A 17541-nucleotide genomic window follows, 5' to 3' on the forward strand; every position below is an offset into this window, starting at 1 on the left:
ATCAAATGAAGTGACAAGGATTCCGGTCTCTTGCACTTGGCAAGTTGGAGGGAAGGTTGGGATACAGCTGCGAGACCGCTGATCGACAGTTAGCCCATGTACGTCGGAGCAGCACAAATCGTGCCTGCGATAGAGCGACGTTTATTGAGCAGAGGCCAGTTATGATGCAACTTTATGCGGGTCATCTTGTCAAGATTTTATTAAATAAATTGTGTTCCAAAACCTCAGGCTAATGAACTCAGTAAGAAGTTGGGTATTTAATATGCCGATGGCGCAGCACGGCCACAATGATGAAGCCGAAGCTAAATTGTTTCGTTAATAATTAGTGTGGCTCTTGTTAATCGGCGTGATGAGTAAGTTTGGTGATTGTAAATTAATGTTACTAAGGAGAATTCTTGGCCTCTATTTTTAATAGTTCCATCCCGGGATATAAAAATTTTAACAACTTGTCACTTCAACCACTTCAGCTTATGAGCATAACCGCACAATCTTTTACTGGAGTTTCCGAACGTGGAGACATCAATGAAGCATTAAACAACGCAATTGCATTAGTGAAAGAGCATCTGACCACCGATCTGGTTAGCTGGAAATTAAAAGAGATATCGGGCACAAACGGTGGATTTATTCTAGTCACACATCTCGCCGTTAAAATTGAAGCTGTAGTCGGGTCAGGCGCCAATTTATTTGGCGACGCAAACGGAACTAGTGGTCAGGGAGCGGCCGAAGTGCCTGTATTTCTTTCTGGCCGTATCTCCGGATTTGAAGGCGTTGATTTTTGCCAGGACGGCGCAGTTTTTCGGCTGAATACTTTTGCTAGGGAATACCGCTTGAAGACAGGCAATGAGGAGGTTGAGGGGATTTTGCAAGTTGCATCAAAACAAGGAAGTGCTCTGGCAATTGCCGGATATAAGCGATTTGAGTCAGAGTGTCAGTATATCGAAGTTTACTATGCCGGTCCTGTTGACGATACGATTCGGTTACTTGGAGGGGAGTTGCCCAAGTAAATTTGAGCCTCTGAACGTAATCAGAATTGTACATATCATTCAAGATGCAATGGCTTTGTTGCCGGATTTTTGAACGTAGCGGTTTGAAATCCGGCTGCATTTAAACAGATTTTAATGCTAAAAAGCAGATCGATTTTCTTTGGAGGCACTCTTTTGAATGTCATAGATAAAAATCAATCTAGGTGCAAAGGAAATATTTTTCTTATGTTGTGAAATATAGAACCGAGAATTGCTACTGTGAGATAACGCGGACAGATGTACCAACAACTACGGGAAAAAGACAAGGTAGAACCCATTTTACATTGAAAGCATTTTGCCATGAACAAATTACTCTACCGATCTGTCAAAGGAAGCTCACCAAAGACTTCAGGACAGAAGGTTGTCAAACCATGATGATTTATTTGGGACTCGACGAAGTTGAAGCTTGCTTTCAGGGTAGAGCTGCGTGTTTCGCCTGGCTGGCAGTATGTTCCGTTAAAGGATACGGCTTTAATTTGCTGGAAGGCATCAGCAGAATTAAATGGATATGAGACTTTTTGAAAACGTTGCTTGTTGACGCGACCGCGGGAAGCATTCGCGATTGCGTCGTACCGTAAAGACACGATTTAATAACCCTGCTGATTGATTGAACCTGCGGAAAATCCCCGTATTAATACTACAGAAGTCGCCTAATATTATTGATAGTGGGAGCAGTTATCACCAAAGCAAAATCTTGAAAATCTCCTTTAAAAGAGTTATAAGCACTTACCTGTAAAATATAGCGACCTGGAAGAGCCTGAGGAAGTCGGATCGTTCTACGTTATTTTTTCGATCGGGCGTTTTCAGAAGCTGATTTGCAACAGCTCCTTGATTGCCCGTCCATTTTTGCGGCGGATCCGCAACCGGCAGGTACTGCAGGGTTATATTTAGGTCATTTTGAATCGAGCGTCCGGGAGCATCTGTATAAGCAAGACAAATTCTCAACCAGTCTGTGTTTGGAAGATCAAACTCGTACCGAAAACGCTGACCGGTTCGAACCATATGTTGACTAGGATCATTCCAGGAGTCAATAAAACAAAGGTCAAAGTTCTCTGCAGAATTTGGTATGGTCCTGACCATATCAACGCATCCAAATCCCTGGTGAAAATTGGGCAAATCGGCATGTTCAGCAATTGCGCTACGCCCGGTCAGCATTTGAGTACCGTTTATAAGGGTTGCTTTTACTAACGCAGCACTTGGCTGGTCCCACCCTTCGTTGGCTACATAGTATTCTCGAACCAGTGCTGCGCACCCCGACACCAGGGGAGCAGCCATACTTGTCCCGCCCATATATGCGTAACTGGCAGTTGAATAAGGTCCCCAGAAACTTCTAAAAGGTGCTAACTTCGACTTGGTAGATAAAATATCATTCCCTGGCGCGACTAAGTCGGGTGTTCGGCAATGCGTGCAATTAAAACGAAGCCTTTTACCTTATTGAGGACTTACCTGAATGTGGCAATCAACCCCGCCCAACACAAGAGCAAATTCTGAATTCCTAATATCGCTTGATGCCTTACGCAAATGCCTCTGACAAATGGATAAAATCCTGTTTACAGATTGATTGCCAGCTACTGCAACATGCGCTTCTGATTGCCGGTGTGTGAGACAAATCTGATGTATTATTGAATAGATTCAAGCCCAGTCCCGTCATAGGAGCAATCTGATTTTTTTTCCGGACAATTAGTATTTACCAATCAGTAGTGGTGTAGGCCGGTACATTGCGAAAAAAAAAACAAGAAGAACATAAATTTAGAGCCTGGTATATTATCAAGTCTGCCCTTGAAAAATCTATTTACTTGACAACGATCAACTTCATTCTTGTGCTTCTTTTAATCTTATTTGTATTTGGGCAACTATCATCCGAAACAGTTTAGCTCGAAAATCCACGTGCCAGCGTGGCACTTTTGGATGCTCCAAATGCTCACTGAGCATAATAAAGGTCACAACGAGCATAGCAAAAGTATGCCCACTGGGCAACAACATTGGCAGTAGCATTAATGCCCAGCCCGCCCCAACGCACCATATGCCATGAATCACCCCAAATAGTAATGCATCCCGATATACAGCCCACCCAAATGTTGCTAATATTAAATGATTATGCCCCCGGTTCAGGCATCGCTGTTTCACAGGTGAGAATTGCCAGATAATGGCAATGACAGCCAACCCAGTTACCGGAAGATATGAACCAGGCATCAAAAGGTGCAGCCCCATTATCACACCGATCATGAGAAGACCTACTGCCATCCACACTGCCATATAGCCAAAGGCGAATAGTAATGACGCCGAGAAACGAGTACGCCTGAGGCTCCGTGCGTAAATGTGCTGGATTGGTATGATCAATTTTGGAAACATCATGGCAACCACCATCAGGCCCCAGCCAGTTAATTGGGATGCAATTGGATTCATTTCCAGCAACATATGAAGTGATGAAACCGAGGGGCCCGAATCTGAAACATGACAATGTTCCATGCTCATGATATGTCCGGGGTTAATCAAAAGCAACACCCAAGCGAAAATACTTACGCCGAGAATCACCCGGCTGATTGCAGTACGAACCATTTCCTGACTGTTTGATAAATCTACATGAGGCCTTTACGGTAAACACTCACCCGGTCAATAGTCAATTCACTGCCTTCGGCGACTATGTTTACGGGCTGAATAAGCACATCCAGAGAATTTAATTCAGCCATACCGCTAAGATGCATCTGATCTACAATCTTGGTAATGTCCAGCCTGATGGTAAGCCCGGCCCCTCCGTGTTGACTGTCTTTGATAGAGGCATTGTAGAGCCCGAATAGAGAAATATGCCCTACATACTGTTGATTTATAGAGACAGAACAAACAATTGAATCCTCATTTCCCTTTACACCTTCTAGCTGAAGGTATACCTGATCAGGTAAATTGGTTGCAGCCGGACTGTTATTAATACGTGCTGCAAAAGTATTGGTCAGACTCTTCGTCACAGTTTCCCATCCTTTCGAATCAAGTTTTACAGTCGTACGGGCGCCGGTAGCGTCCAATGTAGTCATGCTACTATTGGCACCGACCAACTCCGTATTAGCGTTGAGATTCATAGTACTGAGCAGTCTAGTTTCATCCATTGTCAAACCAAAATTACGCAATCTAAGCGCATCTCTACCAGCCAGTTCGGGGGGGATCCCTAATGAAAGATTATCATAAGTATAATTAAGCTGGCCGGTATCGTTCACCACGTCGGGCGCATACTGCCAGGGTGTTCTATCGGGCTTTGGCATGTAAAATTTCCTATCGCCGCTGGCTGTAGGACCGCTTAGCCAGTTTGGGTCGTTCGGATTGGCTTTTCCAGATGAATTCCAGGCTGCCCACATCCGGTCAATATTGCAATGGTGCAGGTAGAAAATAGGGTCTAACCCTGCTGTTTCCGGATTGGACATCAACCCGCCGCGACCAGTGGGGGTCTGACCTCCCACTGCTGCGTGGACAAAGTTATGAGGGTTCCATTCCAAGTCCCCAAAAAGTGACGCGAAATGTTCAAACCCCGTTTCCGCACCGCCATAATCACCGGAGTTGCCGTTAGAATTACCCCCGACAAAATCATAATCCTTTTGGCATTCCTGGGTAATTCCCCATGATGACAAGGGAACAAAGATATTCCCGTCGTTATTGGGACCATATCGCGCCGCAACCAAAAGTGGATTCAGATCCCCATCCGGTAAATTCTGCACCGTAAATGCAGGAGGTATTTTGTACTGATTGTCAGGGCCGAAATAGTTCCAGTAAGGTAAGGTCCAGTCACCCGGCCCCCCGAGTGACTGAATGATTTCCCTAAGTATATTCTCAATTGCATACAGGTATCCGCGGTGCCAGGGTGGGAAAAACCAGGTACCATGCTGGCATTGGGCCCAATATTGATCTATTAAACCCTGAGAAGGTTGTGGTGTTGTGGGCACAAGCGGCGGACCAGGAATATTTGGCCATCTATTTCCGTGTATTGCAGCGAAGAACCACCAACTCGTCTGGTCGTTTAAGGAACGGGATTGCATTACACTTACACCTTTGGCATACCACAAAAGGTCAGGATTGTGGAATGTTCCATTTTGATTCCAGGCATTCTTTCTTGTAAATGTAGCCATGTGTTTTCTTGTGAATTTAAGATTTGTGGTTCAAATAGGAAATGAATCGCAATCCCATGTAAATGGTGTAAGCTGGACCAATACTAAGTAATAAAACGTTCATAAATTGCCGTATATCTACGGTATTTTTACCGTAAAAATACGCTTTCTGAAAGTTGCCAGATGTGTCCTGAAGCGACATTGCATCCGTAGTCATTGACCACCTCACATTCCTTTATTACGATGTTTTGATTTAATTGCTCGGCGGAAAATAATGTCCGGTAGTTTCGTCTTGATAATATGGCTGCTGACACATCATGATATTTCTGCTTTTCAACAGACCGCTGCAAAAAAAACTGCCACAGTTATAGGGATTGCTTTAAAAAGATACCGATCATGAATGAGACGGAATTGAAAAGATTCAACGAGGGTATCTCCCATCTCAAAAGAGCTGGCAAGCTCAGGCAGTGCTTAGGCGCCGGTAGTTGCCGGGGAGCCATCACCCGGGCACACAGTATTTAGATCAACGGAATACTTTCGCTGCTGGAATCAGACATAAGCCATTTCTCATTAATTGAATAACCCTGAATCAGATAATCTTTTAAGTACTTTGTTGCCCACTGCCGGAACTGATTGGCTTGTGTTGAATTCACCGGTGACCAACATATATGATGACATCCAGGTTTATACAAGTGTATCTTTCTTTTCTTTCCGTCAGCTGCAACCTGTTCCATTTTGTAACAGGTTGCAGCGAAATCTAACTCACTGGATTTGTATATGTTGTTAATATGTTTAACTACAGCGGGACGTTGAACCGAAAATATCACAGCTAAGGAATGTACGTCAAGCCAAACAGTTTCTTCTCCGAATTTTACTTATATCTGAGCCTGCCCGTCTTGGCTTTGGTAGATTTCAATCTGATTTTGCATTTTCTGGATTTAGAATTCAAGTAAAATAAATTTATAAATGTTTATGAGCCGCCGCTAGTGGCGCTGATCGAGCTGTCAACCGGTACCGTGACAGCTTTCCAGAAACAAGGTGAGCATTCAAGTTGTTTATTTCGGTTTTGAACTCTGCCGCACCGTAGATTTGTCCTAACAAGCACAACATAAATACATACCATCACATTTTGAAACCTAATGGTTAAGGAGCAGGATATACAATTACATTATCTAAGAAATAGACAGTCTAATTCCACTTCTACTCCCAATATGGCTTGTACAAACCTTAACCAAATTACGACGATTCAACATTTTCCTTCAATGAAATTCCTTCGCACAAAAAGGGCATAATTACTCCTTTAAATGGGTGAAAATCACGTATTTGTGATATTTGAAGATTGTAACTTTATAAAACAGATTCTTTAACCATTAAGCTAAGTAATATGAGAACAATTACCCGCACGCTTGCATACGAAATGCTGATAGCAATACTTGCCGATCTGACAGGAAAAGATGAGAAAGATATCCTGGCCGGGGATTTATTAAGTGAGTTAGGACTCAATGAAACCGGAGTCGAAAAATTACTGGCCGCCATTGAGGAAGAATTCGGACCTTTCTTAAAAGACGAAATCACGCCTGATGATCTGCTGGGACTGGAGACGGTCAATGATTTATTTCTTTTTATCTGGAACGCTATCGATGACAGATTCAAAGACTCTGACAATGTCATCGATCAGTTGTTTAGTGACGGATTTAAAATGGACGCATTTAAGCTGGAAATCAAAAGAACAAAATCCGCAAGGAGAAGACTAAGAAGGCTGAGATAACATGAAAAAACAGCTACTATCGATTCTGGTAATTATTTACGTGCTGATCATTCCAAATACAGTTTCTGCCCAAACCCCTAAAACTTCCGGCCTGGAAAAATTTGATCTTGATAAAAATGATAGTTTATCCATCAAAGAGTTGAAGCTGTATCTGCTGGAGCTCAAATTTAAGGCCATTTCTGATGCGGATAGTAATAAGGACACCAGGGTAGATGATACGGAAACAAAGAATTTGCTATTCGCTTTTCTGAACGATTTTATAAGAAACTTCGGAAATAAGCAGGCTTATTCGCTGGACCAAGTCAACCAGTTGTATCCATTGCCCCGCAAAACCAAAACACTCGGAATCTTACTGCGCGAAACCTCAGAAGACATCTCACCTTACAAGGCGGCCGAGAAAAACTCAAAAGCAAAGGCGTCGATATTTTCCTATGCTCACGATTTCGGTACAAGCGCAAATGCCTGGGTCGCCAAAGGCGCACTCATGCGTCCATTTAAGCACAACGAAACCGTATCAACGGCACTTAGTGTCTCCTTTAACAGAGTTGTCACAAAAGATTCAACCAAAGAGGCAAATTCACTGGTACCAAGGTTTGGCCTTTACCTCAGGCCCCGGGGGAAAGGGATTTTTCTTAGACATCTGATAAGACTGCTGGCCAACTATGGCACCGACTTTGACTTTAAAAGCTCACAATATGGGGTGGAAGCAGAGTGGGAGCCAGTACTGCAACTAGAGCCTTTTGGATTGTACTGGCGTCCGTGGGAAAAAAGCCCTGTGGAAATCAGGCTGCAGACCTTTGTCCATTCTGAAGCCGGACATGTGTTATCAAAGGGAAAGAAAGAAGAGCTAAAAAGTAACTCAACCTATACCCGGGCTGGGGGCAAGTTTGGCATCGATCTTAGATTTTTTGAGCGGGTGGAATTAGGTGGAGCGGTCAGATATCTGTACGGGTTCTCAGGTCCGCAGAAACATAGCAAATATTACACATCCACATTCGCCTACGGCTTTGGGGCAGAGCGAAATACAACCTTTAAAATCGAATTTCAAAAAGGTAACGTTCCCATTACCCAGGAAGAGGTTAATAATATCGTTGTGGGGTTAGGTTTTAAGTTTTAGCCGGTCCGGAATCATGACTAAGAATACCTTCGATCAGCCATCATAAGTTTCATATATGAAAAAAATGCAAGGACCCCAATTCCTCTCAGAATACGATTTAGTGAATCGACTTTCCAGTTCTTTAAAACACAAACAAAAAGTTGTTTTCCTATTGGGATCCGGTGTTGTCCTGCCCGACCAGAATGGAATAGGGGTTCCCGGAGCAACAGAGGTCCTTAAAATCATGCAAGGTAAGTTTTCTCCGCTTCTTGACGAGTGTAGCAGCTATCAGGAAGCTTTTAAAAAACTCATCCGAGCGGAAGGACAAACTGCGGCCAATCGAGTTATTCAGCAGATAACGTTAATGGCACGAAAAGATTTTAAATCGTTCCAAAATGACGATTCAATCTACCAGGAAGGTTCACTTCGAAGGCTGGAAAACGATCTCGATCCATGGAGTACACCTCCTTCATTGAGAGCACTATCCGCGTTATGTGCGCACTTCCCGGAAAAATTCGGATCGACGATTCTGACAACGAACTTCGATCCGCTGATTGAAATTGCACTCAGTAAATTCAGGGTTCCTTGGTACTCTACTTCTCTTTCGGAGGACGGCTCATTGTTAAATGTCCGGGGAGTGGGAACGCACGTAGTTCATCTTCATGGTCTTTGGCGTGGTGTTGACACCCTTCACACTTCTTCTCAACTGATCAAAACAAGATCAGAATTAAGGGGTTCGATCAGAAGACTTCTGGAAGGCTGTGTACTTGTCGTTATCGGCTACGGTGGCTGGAAAGACATATTAATGAATACACTTGGCGAAGTGCTTGCAGAACGGGCTACCGAGCTTGAACTGTTATGGTGTTTTTATCAAGATGACGAGTCGGCAATCAAGAACAATTACAGTCATGTTATGGCCCTTTCCAGAAAAGCAAGTATGAATCGGGTTCACTTTTACAAGGGAATTGATTCGAATTCACTTCTTTTTAAAGCGGCCGATGAGACTCTTTCTATGAAGCCGGCACAGGATCTTCTGACCTTCTTCTCACGCGTGGAGCTTGCACGATTACATGCAGTGGATTATTCAGGTTTTCAGAGTCCGTGGGGAACGCCCAGAACATCCTTAGGAACTTATCTACCTGAATTGGTGAAATTCGGAGATAAACTTGCCCCACAAGTAGCGCTAATTGCCGTTGAATATATTCTCGCATTAATTGTTGAGAGACAGCCCCCTCATTCTGCTCCCAGGGATGGAGAGTACACCTATATTCGCAGCGCTGTTAAGAAAGCCCATCTATTTTTAAAAAGCGGAGAAAATGATTATTCGACAGCTATTCTGCTTCGCGAAACGGTCGAAAAAATCAAGATTGATATTGAATCAGGTGGGGAAATCCGGCTGGCGTTGGAAGCAGCAGCGCTTTCGATCGTCTCATCTCTGGCATTTGTTTCCAAAGATTTTTCAGATGGGTTGCTGAATTACAATTATTCAGCAACTACGTGTGCGGCCAAAGCACTTCATTGTATTATCCGGGTTTTACTTGACGATGAAGCTGCTGTCTGGAAATACGTTACGAATCGTCTGATAGGCGGGCCTGATCATCTGGATCGTTTCAATTATTGAACTATAATACTCAAAATCGTGGTCTGTTGAAGCTGAAGACCAAGATCAGATAACACCCCGACCGCTTTACTTGGATAACCTTTTCGACAGTAAGGCTTATTACTTCGCGTGGTGAAATGAACGACATGATCCCCGTCATTAAAATCATAGGTCTGCGGTCCGACTTTCATTTTTAGCTCCTCGGCATTTGTGATCCGCACTCCACCTTCCTCTCACTGTCAAGTTGGGAATTTAGGTTCTAAATACCAGCGGTCGACCGATGCCGTAGAGACCCTAGAGTATCCGAATAACATCTCAGTTGCGTAAAAATTCACCCGCCGAGCGACAGTGTCGAAATAATAAAATGAGACTTTGATTTTCGAGATACCATGGCTAATTACTTATGGTCACCGCAGAGAGTAGACCATCCAACTTTTACCGTCAGAATTTAAATGCAGTACAGCATGATATTTAGTGACGGCAGCTTTCGTTTTTGTAAATAGCGTACAGTTAAAAGTGTAGGAACAGTGCGAGTTTATCGTTACACTATTTCGGCGACAAATCCCGTCAATACCGTTTAATAAAAATTTGTATTAATCAGCAAGAAATCAAACAGTTTTCTATAAACTAGAGTTCAGTTGCAATCCTGTACTTAATTGATATCTTAACGTTTATTAATGAGTTACAAGCCAGTCGCGCGAATTCCCTGAACCTACTGTAAACTGCACGTTTAGTTTTAATATTTGGCTAATTATTGTATGAAGGACCATAAAAGCACAACAGCGGCAACTGGCTCAATAATCAACTGGAAAAAACTTTTTGGATTTCTATTTAAAAATCGGTTGATAATAACAGGAGTAGTAATCATTGTTGGCTTCCCTCTTACATTGTTTTTTTGGAATAGAGGGATTAGTATGTCTATTCCAGAAGCATTTCCCCAACACTTCCCCAATGATACAGTTACTCACCGTCCATGTAATTACCTACCAGAGGATATACTAGTTTCACTGCCACATGACTTTCAACTCGCAAATAACCTCGGGTATTTAACAACCTACATCTACCCAGATGGCGAAGTTTGGATAGATTCAAAATCTGACTACGTAAAAGATAGAAAGTTTGCATCACCATCCGATTTGAAGAAGAAATATAAAGAACTAATTGAGTTAGGTTATAATGTATTTCAGCCAGTTCAGTTTCCACATGTTGTTTGCGCCTATCCTGATATTGATTTAATAGACAATTTTGAAAAGGAAGCAGCAATAGATTTGCTCAAAAGTCTTTCATTTATACAAGACAATGATTCTTCGATCATCAATCTTTCCTTAGAAATTGATAAGGTCATCAATAATATTTCCGATGTTTCTAAGGAAGAACTTATTGTCGATGAGCTTTTAATTAAGAAAACTCAGGAGCGAGATCTTTGGAATTTAAAGATTAGTGAAATTGAGAAAAACATATTAAAGGTAAGAAGTGATATAGCTAGTGAGCAAAGCGCAATTTCCACGCTGCAAAATCAGTCAAATCAGCTTAGTATCGCACCTATGGTACGTGGGGAGTATTACGATCTATATAAATTGCTTGATGTTGACGATAAGCCAATTAGCACCTCAAATGATATTTTAAAGCCAGTGCATGAGTCACTTCAAGAAAACATAGAAAATAAAGAATACAATACTCCTCGAACCAGTGTACAGGGCTCTCCTTTACTTGACCATGAGATGGTTCAGGCATTAGATAAGCTAAATGATATTTTGAAAGATCCCGAAGTGCACTTAACAACGAGAACTGATTTCACCAATGACGAAATAAGAACTATTTCAGATTGGAAGAAAACTAAAATGGAAATAATTTCCGCAGCTAGATCTGCTACTGATCAAACAAAAATAAAAAATGATTTCAAAACTAAGACTCTCGATTCAAAACATCTAATTGGAGGTGCAGTTGACTTTAGTTTTGCTGGTAAGCCATACAATAATAAAATACGAGGCAATAGCAAAAATTATGAGCTATTTGTAAAAGTGGCGAAAGCTGCTGGCTTGCACTTCCCTCTTCCCGGTCATCCGGTAGAGGCGAATCATGCAACGCTAGCATCATTGCAAAATGGAAAGAGCAGGAATACGGAGAACTATTGCAAAAAGCTCAATTCTTTATTAAATGGATATAATAAGAGTATTGAAGGCGAGATTACTCGACAGTTCAATGAGATATTTACAAAAAAGGGACTTCGAAACTCAACAATGGATAAGCTTTCGAATTTGCAGTCAATTGTGAAGGGAAAGCTAAAATCGTTAAATGATGTAGAAAATAGCATAAAGGATCTTGCTGAGAAATTCAACCTAAAGGATCAGGAGCTCAGTCAAGTTTCCAATGAATTTTGTTCATTGGTAAATCGAGAGAAAGAACTAAGAAACGAAATTAGCCGAAAGGAGCGAGCACTAAGGGACAGGCAACGCGAACATGATCATTTTAACGCCAATGATCGGCCTCGTGCAGAAAAGGACCAACCCAGAGAGGCACCCCAGAGAAGAGATTCGCCACAACGAGAGTCTCCGCAGCGAGAAAGGAATAGCCCTGAGCCCAAATTACGAGATCTGGGCCCAAGAAGGCTTGGTTAGGCTGAATATTTAAAGTTTATTTATTCTCTATCAATCCGGGTCGCAAAGAGATGGCTGGACCAATTCTCGATCCAACCATCTCTTTTTCTAGACGCACAGTCGGATGTTGAAGGTTTTTAAACACGTAAGTCAAAACTCTGCATCATGACAACCTTGGATTATAAGGAAAGCACTCTGGTTATCAATGAATTCCCAGAGTGCGCTTGGCGATTGTGACGGTTCAAGATCTAGCGGTCAGGAATACCTCTACAGACATCGATTTAACAATCTTCGTTATGCCTAAGGCACATCAGATGACCACTTTTTCCTGGAGTCTTGACAAGGCAAAAAAAGTATTTTTTTTTGGAGATAGAACGCTAGGAAGATGCTGTTGAATGTATGCTGTATATTACATTGAAAAGTTGGCGACAGGGAAGAAAACCAGATTGTTATACCCTAATCCTTTTTCAGGCCATTTATATGGCATCAAAATGTCTAACATCTATACCGAAACGGATGAGACATTCCCACTCAACTATATCTTTGTGGGGATAGACAGTTAAGCCATACTCAGGAACTCCATTACCTAAAAAAAAGCTTGACAACTAATTGCCAAGCCCTCGAATTTGTGTGTAAAAATGTGTGTAATAATTAAAACTAACTGATTACAGTATGCTTTGCAGAGAGAGAGAGAGAGAGAGAGAGAGGGAAGCGAGGGATTGGAACGAGTACCTCAATCATTTGCTAGCCAAGTAGTTCAACTCTTAAACAAGTTGCCATCCATGATTCGCGACTCATACTGGATTTGCTTATATTGACAAGGATTCGAAACGTTAATTTGCAGCGAGTTAACCGGCGATTGGCGGTTAACTCGCATTGGAAACTCAATAGTCTGCAAACACAAACCCTTCGACCTCACTATACCCTTCTAAAAACAAATCCCGAGCAAAAGCCTCATAATCAAAATATCGTTCAAGTACCAGAGGCGCATCAGCTAACATTCCAGTTTCCTCTACGTACTGGTAAGCATACTCTATTTTCGCATCCTTCATCGATCCTCCAAAGTATCCGCGGTAGCTCTCCTGAAAACTTTCGACCTGCGCATCTAATGCCTTACCATTCCCAGGCCAGCTACTAATCTGTTCGCAGTAGATCTTGAAAGCTTCCACTGTATCATCGTCCATCTCGTCCAGTGCTTGGAAGTAATCAAATGCCTTATCATCCAAACAACATTCTGAAATCAAGAAATCCGGAATGTTTTCCCAGTCTTGAAACATCAGCTCTGGATCAAATTCATTCCGATGATATTCATAACAATCCTGGTAAAACTGCTTTGCGTCAGTGTAATTTGTCAGGTCAAACCATTTCCCGAAGAGTGAACCGCTGTTGTACATTCCGTAAGTGCCTACATAAATCCTTGGAGCATTTTCTAATGATTTCATGATTGAAAGTCTTTGAAGTTACGAGCCCTGTCTTTGTGCTCAGGGCAATCGCCTTTTTCAATCGAAGAAAAAGTGACGGGGCTTGCCCCTTGGGTGCAAAGTCGGGAGGCGGTTTAAGGAGCGGCGATAGCCGGGGGCGCCTAGCCGCGGTAAATAGCCGCAGACTTTGCAGCCGTCACTTTTTACTTCGTAACTTTCGTTGCACTGACTGACAAGTGTGCGTGTGGTTTTAAACTCAGGAAAACATGTTATCAGCTGCTTCTCTATTCTGACATTCGTTAGACACTTAATCCTTGTTGTTTTCGGCGAGACTTTTTTTTCCTTTTGACCGGCACAATTGCTTGCGACATCTCCATACCTATTCGGTTTTCAAGATTTTGCAGTGAATAGTCTTTCCCCAAATCAGAACCTTTAACTTTCATCCGATTTTGCATATTGAAAAAGGCTATACCTCTTCCTATATACGTCTTAAAACCGTGCGTTTGCATTTGCCTTCCGAACTCATCGATTGAAGATGCTTTTGCCAATACTTGGTCAACCAAAGTCCGGAGGTTGATAATTGCTGTATCCTGCCTTGGTGCTTGCTGCATTCCTTTTTGATTCAAGCTCATGTCAGAAGTTATAGTTAGTCCAAGTTCCAATTCCATTCGTCTTGAGAATTCGCCCGTCCGCGCATAATTCTTAAAATGATCGGCGGTGTTTTTGCCGTTGTAGTTGATCCGGTTTGCGACAATATGAATGTGCTTATGCCTCGTGTCGTTGTGCTTGAAGACAAGCATTTGATTTTCTGCAAAACCAAATTCCTTTGCAAATTCTATCGCCAAGCTGGTAAGCTTGTCTTTGGGGGGATCTTCGCCCGGTGGAAAGCTGAACGATTGATGCCAAACATATTTATTGAGATTCCTGTTTTTATCCCTGTTATCTAGCATTTGCTTTGCGAGATAATCTAGGTCCAGCCTCCCATCCTGCATGGTCTTGATGCCAAGGTGCTGAATGTAGATGAGCTCTCCCCGCACATCGTCGATCGTAACTTCCTTCGATTGTTTTGCTGTCAAGTTCTTCTCGTAATAACAGTAGTCCAGTATTCCCTTAGCGAAATTTCCCAAGCCGACTTTTCCAATCATAAGTCTAAACGTTTAAGCATTGCCGTGAGCTTCTCTTCAATGATCCTATGCACGTGCTCGGGATGATCCGACACATCCGACTTCCATAACCGAAGCTGTCCGGTCAGCTCACTTGGCTGATAGTAGCTCTCATACTTTGCCAGTAGCTCTTGTGCATTACGAAAGATGTTTTCAGTTGTTTCAAGAATACTGGTCTTGTTTTGAGATTCCGGCAGGATCCGCTGAATGTATAGCGTCAACTGGCGCATCCACTCCTGCACATTGTTGAGCGTCTTATGAAATGTCCTGATCTCAAAATCTTCAAATATCCAGAGCGTGATGAACTGCGAAAGTAAGCGCAGGTGTTGACTGCTCTGCATCCATTGCCGGCTTTGCATCTGATGATCCTTTGTTTTCAAAACGGCGAGTGACAGAATGCCGCTAAGCTGTTCGAGTGTCCGGATCATCTCTGCCGTTCGGGCGGGCAATGTTTTCTTTTGCGGCCGTTTGATGGGAACGTCCAATGCCAGTGTTAGAAAGAATTGGCTTGCTGAAAGCCCGCTCTTTTCGACGAGCTGATTGATCCTGTTTTTTTCGTCTTTGGTAACCCATACAGAAAAGTGGTCCCTTCGCACAACCTTCTCCTCTTTCGGCGGTCTTCCTTTTCTTTTGCTTTCCATAACGTCTGCGTTTTAAGCTATGAGCCGCGAGGCGAATAGCAGGGGTCCAGGGGTTTTCCCATGGCCAGCCGCCGGGAAGTCGCTTTTTGCGACGTACCGGCGATAGCTGGCTGTGGAAAAACCACCGTGGTTCCCGAAAATGTTTGAGTTTGTCTGTCTTTGTTTGAAAATGCTCGAAGCCTGATTTCAGACTAACGGGGAGTTAGTTCCGCCCCAGTGGAATGAGCATTTCCTTACTCTTTTTGTCAAAAATGTATTCTCGCCCGATCAACACATCCCCTTTTTTGCCCTGAGGTCGAAGCTTCAAAAAATTCCCACGCTCATCCTGCACAATCTCGCCATTCTGCATTAGAAGACGATAGGCTGGTGCATTTTCGTAAGCCTCGACAATCCTGCGACGCTCTCGATACTCCTCGTCAGTTGAGACAAGCCAAGAAAATAAACACGAGCAAACGATCGCAACAACAGACCATGGAAGACTCACCGCCAGGCCATAATTGAAAGCTTGCTTTTTGTCGGAAAAATGAACCGGTCGTTGGTTGCTATTTATTGCAGCTGCTGCTTTGTCGATTGTGTCTACGGATTGATCGACTTCGGCCTTAATGCGTTCAAAGTGTTCTTCAACCTCGGCTAGCAACAAAGCAGACCAGTCATCGATTTCCTGGGAGTATTTCTGCGCGTACTTTCCCTTAATGTGATTGAGTTCGGTTCTACTATGCATGGCAAAAGCTTTCTCGGATTTCTTTTTTCAACCTTAGTCTCGCACCAGGCCCATAATTTTCCAAAGGAAATCCATTCCTGATACCATCCAAAATCTGGCTTCCGAGTAAAGAGTTTGCCTCGAAATCACCAAACCTGATGTGTTCCAACCCGAGTGCAGCGCAGTTATTAGCCAATTCTTCTGACAGACGCGAGAATTGTCGGAAACTAAACACATTTTCCCAGACCAAAATTCTAAACTTGCCTTCTAGAACCTCAATCATTTTTTGCAAATACTCGACGCTCGCACGGTAAGCCCCGCCGCCACCTATTATGATATGGAACACAGCATCTGCATCTACCTCATCACACCATTCCTTAAAGTCCAGATCTCTCGAAACAAGCGCAGGGAACTGCTCACTTTCGGGTGCACCAAAATCCATAAAGATTTCGTCAAAAGGAGTCTGCATCAGGCTCTCAATGTATCCTATGAAAAGATCCCGGACTAACATGTCGCGATTATCGATTAGCGAAATGGTCTCTAACCGCTCGTCTCCCAGAAAAGCCAGTTGACGAGTGGACGTTTGGGTTGAACTATCCAGATCGACGAAAAGCGAAGTTTTGTCTTTCTCAGACAAAGCCCGAAGATAAGTGTGCAGGCTCTTACCAACTCCACCTTTTGCTTGAAGTATTAAATTGAATTTACGTCTCATTTTTGTTAATGAATTTAGTTTTTACTGAAATTTTGTCTTGCATATCCTTTGCATCCCCATCAGACCAGGGTGCTTTAAGAGGATTTTTCACGCTCATATCATGAGGGTGTCGCGGCCGAGGTTCAGGAGCTGGTGAAGGAAGAGGCGGTTCTGTCTTACCAGGAAGCTTTTTAAACAGCTTAGGCATTTTCCGAAAATAATATCGACAATAGCGCACATCATCGGCATCGATCAGCTCAGGTTTTCCCAAATCCGAACTGATCATTTCTGCGACATAATGCGCCGAGAGCGATGTTAACACCAACTCCGCATAAAGTTCATAAAGGATCTTTCTCCGTTTCTTATCCTTTCGCTCGAATAGATCAATTAAGATTTCTTTATTGACCTTCATCACGAAATTGTTTTACACGGGTGATAAGACTAGACCTGAGATCCTTAATAGGTATTCTGTTTTTGATTTTACGTCTAGTTGGCACACTCCACTGGGACGCATGCCACATTCTCGTAGGAATGGTGTCCCTGGGACGATTCACCGTGACACTCATGAAGACTATTCTCGCCCTATCTTGATTTTTGATAGTTGGGAGCTTCAAACAAAAAGTTGATTCGAAATTGTTTTCTAACATAAAACTACTGGTTTAGACGAACAAATTTCGAATTGCTACCAATACAAAACAAGATGTTTATCTAGTGAACAGGTTGTTTTATAGATAGTTAGGAAGCAATGAAT

Annotated in this window: 14 protein-coding genes and 1 pseudogene; 5 read left to right on the plus strand and 10 right to left on the minus strand. The window is 42.8% G+C overall.

What is annotated here, in order from left to right; genetic code table 11:
• The first annotated feature begins 470 nt into the window (after positions 1 to 470).
• Positions 471 to 1004: a hypothetical protein gene (locus tag LZG73_RS15295; RefSeq protein WP_233851422.1), complete on the plus strand. Its 534-nt coding sequence runs from the start codon at positions 471 to 473 to the stop codon at positions 1002 to 1004.
• Between the two features lie 744 nt (positions 1005 to 1748).
• Here the strand turns inward: LZG73_RS15295 and LZG73_RS15300 are convergent.
• From LZG73_RS15300 to rhuM, 4 genes and pseudogenes are all read right to left on the minus strand, one after another.
• Positions 1749 to 2408 (minus strand): annotated as a pseudogene (locus LZG73_RS15300) (S8 family serine peptidase); the annotation flags it as partial.
• A gap of 426 nt (positions 2409 to 2834) precedes the next feature.
• Positions 2835 to 3581, minus strand: a complete 747-nt coding sequence (locus tag LZG73_RS15305) for a DUF2182 domain-containing protein (RefSeq protein WP_233851424.1) — start codon at positions 3579 to 3581, stop codon at positions 2835 to 2837.
• A gap of 20 nt (positions 3582 to 3601) precedes the next feature.
• On the minus strand, positions 3602 to 5134 hold the full coding sequence (locus LZG73_RS15310) for a tyrosinase family protein (RefSeq protein ID WP_233851427.1): 1533 nt from the start codon (positions 5132 to 5134) through the stop codon (positions 3602 to 3604).
• Positions 5135 to 5631: 497 nt separating this feature from the next.
• The gene (gene rhuM / locus LZG73_RS25680; protein WP_409014340.1) at positions 5632 to 5940 is read right to left on the minus strand and encodes a RhuM family protein; all 309 of its coding nucleotides are present in this window, start codon (positions 5938 to 5940) and stop codon (positions 5632 to 5634) included.
• A gap of 557 nt (positions 5941 to 6497) precedes the next feature.
• On the opposite strand from rhuM, the gene LZG73_RS15315 reads away from it, so the two are divergent.
• The 4 genes from LZG73_RS15315 (at position 6498) to LZG73_RS15330 (ending at position 12195) form a co-directional block, all read left to right on the plus strand.
• Complete coding sequence (locus LZG73_RS15315; protein ID WP_233851429.1) at positions 6498 to 6881, plus strand: acyl carrier protein; 384 nt, start codon at positions 6498 to 6500, stop codon at positions 6879 to 6881.
• Between the two features lies 1 nt (position 6882).
• On the plus strand, positions 6883 to 7998 hold the full coding sequence (locus tag LZG73_RS15320; protein WP_233851431.1) for a hypothetical protein: 1116 nt from the start codon (positions 6883 to 6885) through the stop codon (positions 7996 to 7998).
• Between the two features lie 55 nt (positions 7999 to 8053).
• Positions 8054 to 9598: an SIR2 family protein gene (locus tag LZG73_RS15325; protein WP_233851433.1), complete on the plus strand. Its 1545-nt coding sequence runs from the start codon at positions 8054 to 8056 to the stop codon at positions 9596 to 9598.
• 737 nt (positions 9599 to 10335) lie between these two features.
• Positions 10336 to 12195 (plus strand): hypothetical protein, encoded by a 1860-nt coding sequence (locus tag LZG73_RS15330; protein WP_233851442.1) that lies wholly within the window; start codon positions 10336 to 10338, stop codon positions 12193 to 12195.
• A gap of 863 nt (positions 12196 to 13058) precedes the next feature.
• Here LZG73_RS15330 and LZG73_RS15335 read toward each other — a convergent pair.
• From LZG73_RS15335 to LZG73_RS15360, 6 genes are all read right to left on the minus strand, one after another.
• Positions 13059 to 13616: an antirestriction protein ArdA gene (locus LZG73_RS15335; RefSeq protein ID WP_233851444.1), complete on the minus strand. Its 558-nt coding sequence runs from the start codon at positions 13614 to 13616 to the stop codon at positions 13059 to 13061.
• Positions 13617 to 13894: 278 nt separating this feature from the next.
• Positions 13895 to 14740, minus strand: a complete 846-nt coding sequence (locus LZG73_RS15340; RefSeq protein ID WP_233851446.1) for a relaxase/mobilization nuclease domain-containing protein — start codon at positions 14738 to 14740, stop codon at positions 13895 to 13897.
• Positions 14737 to 15399 carry a plasmid mobilization protein gene (locus LZG73_RS15345; protein ID WP_233851447.1) on the minus strand — a complete coding sequence of 221 codons (663 nt, stop codon included), beginning with the start codon at positions 15397 to 15399 and terminating at the stop codon, positions 14737 to 14739. Before LZG73_RS15345 ends, LZG73_RS15340 begins: the two co-directional genes overlap by 4 nt.
• Positions 15400 to 15601: 202 nt before the next feature.
• Complete coding sequence (locus LZG73_RS15350; RefSeq protein ID WP_233851449.1) at positions 15602 to 16120, minus strand: hypothetical protein; 519 nt, start codon at positions 16118 to 16120, stop codon at positions 15602 to 15604.
• A complete protein-coding gene (locus LZG73_RS15355; RefSeq protein WP_233851450.1) occupies positions 16113 to 16811 on the minus strand; it encodes a hypothetical protein in 699 nt (232 codons plus the stop codon). The genes LZG73_RS15350 and LZG73_RS15355 overlap by 8 nt, the downstream gene beginning before the upstream one ends.
• Positions 16801 to 17202 (minus strand): hypothetical protein, encoded by a 402-nt coding sequence (locus LZG73_RS15360; protein ID WP_233851452.1) that lies wholly within the window; start codon positions 17200 to 17202, stop codon positions 16801 to 16803. The genes LZG73_RS15355 and LZG73_RS15360 overlap by 11 nt, the downstream gene beginning before the upstream one ends.
• Between the last annotated feature and the right edge of the window lie 339 nt (positions 17203 to 17541).

It is taken from the genome of Dyadobacter sp. CY326 (assembly GCF_021390515.1).
GTDB lineage: Bacteria > Bacteroidota > Bacteroidia > Cytophagales > Spirosomataceae > Dyadobacter.

Coding starts and splice junctions, on each gene's coding strand:
- LZG73_RS15295 (WP_233851422.1), top strand. CDS start 471: ATGAGCATAACCGCACAATCTTTTACTGGAGTTTCCGAACGTGGAGAC.
- LZG73_RS15305 (WP_233851424.1), bottom strand. CDS start 3,581: ATGGTTCGTACTGCAATCAGCCGGGTGATTCTCGGCGTAAGTATTTTC.
- LZG73_RS15310 (WP_233851427.1), bottom strand. CDS start 5,134: ATGGCTACATTTACAAGAAAGAATGCCTGGAATCAAAATGGAACATTC.
- LZG73_RS15315 (WP_233851429.1), top strand. CDS start 6,498: ATGAGAACAATTACCCGCACGCTTGCATACGAAATGCTGATAGCAATA.
- LZG73_RS15320 (WP_233851431.1), top strand. CDS start 6,883: ATGAAAAAACAGCTACTATCGATTCTGGTAATTATTTACGTGCTGATC.
- LZG73_RS15325 (WP_233851433.1), top strand. CDS start 8,054: ATGAAAAAAATGCAAGGACCCCAATTCCTCTCAGAATACGATTTAGTG.
- LZG73_RS15330 (WP_233851442.1), top strand. CDS start 10,336: ATGAAGGACCATAAAAGCACAACAGCGGCAACTGGCTCAATAATCAAC.
- LZG73_RS15335 (WP_233851444.1), bottom strand. CDS start 13,616: ATGAAATCATTAGAAAATGCTCCAAGGATTTATGTAGGCACTTACGGA.
- LZG73_RS15340 (WP_233851446.1), bottom strand. CDS start 14,740: ATGATTGGAAAAGTCGGCTTGGGAAATTTCGCTAAGGGAATACTGGAC.
- LZG73_RS15345 (WP_233851447.1), bottom strand. CDS start 15,399: ATGGAAAGCAAAAGAAAAGGAAGACCGCCGAAAGAGGAGAAGGTTGTG.
- LZG73_RS15350 (WP_233851449.1), bottom strand. CDS start 16,120: ATGCATAGTAGAACCGAACTCAATCACATTAAGGGAAAGTACGCGCAG.
- LZG73_RS15355 (WP_233851450.1), bottom strand. CDS start 16,811: ATGAGACGTAAATTCAATTTAATACTTCAAGCAAAAGGTGGAGTTGGT.
- LZG73_RS15360 (WP_233851452.1), bottom strand. CDS start 17,202: ATGAAGGTCAATAAAGAAATCTTAATTGATCTATTCGAGCGAAAGGAT.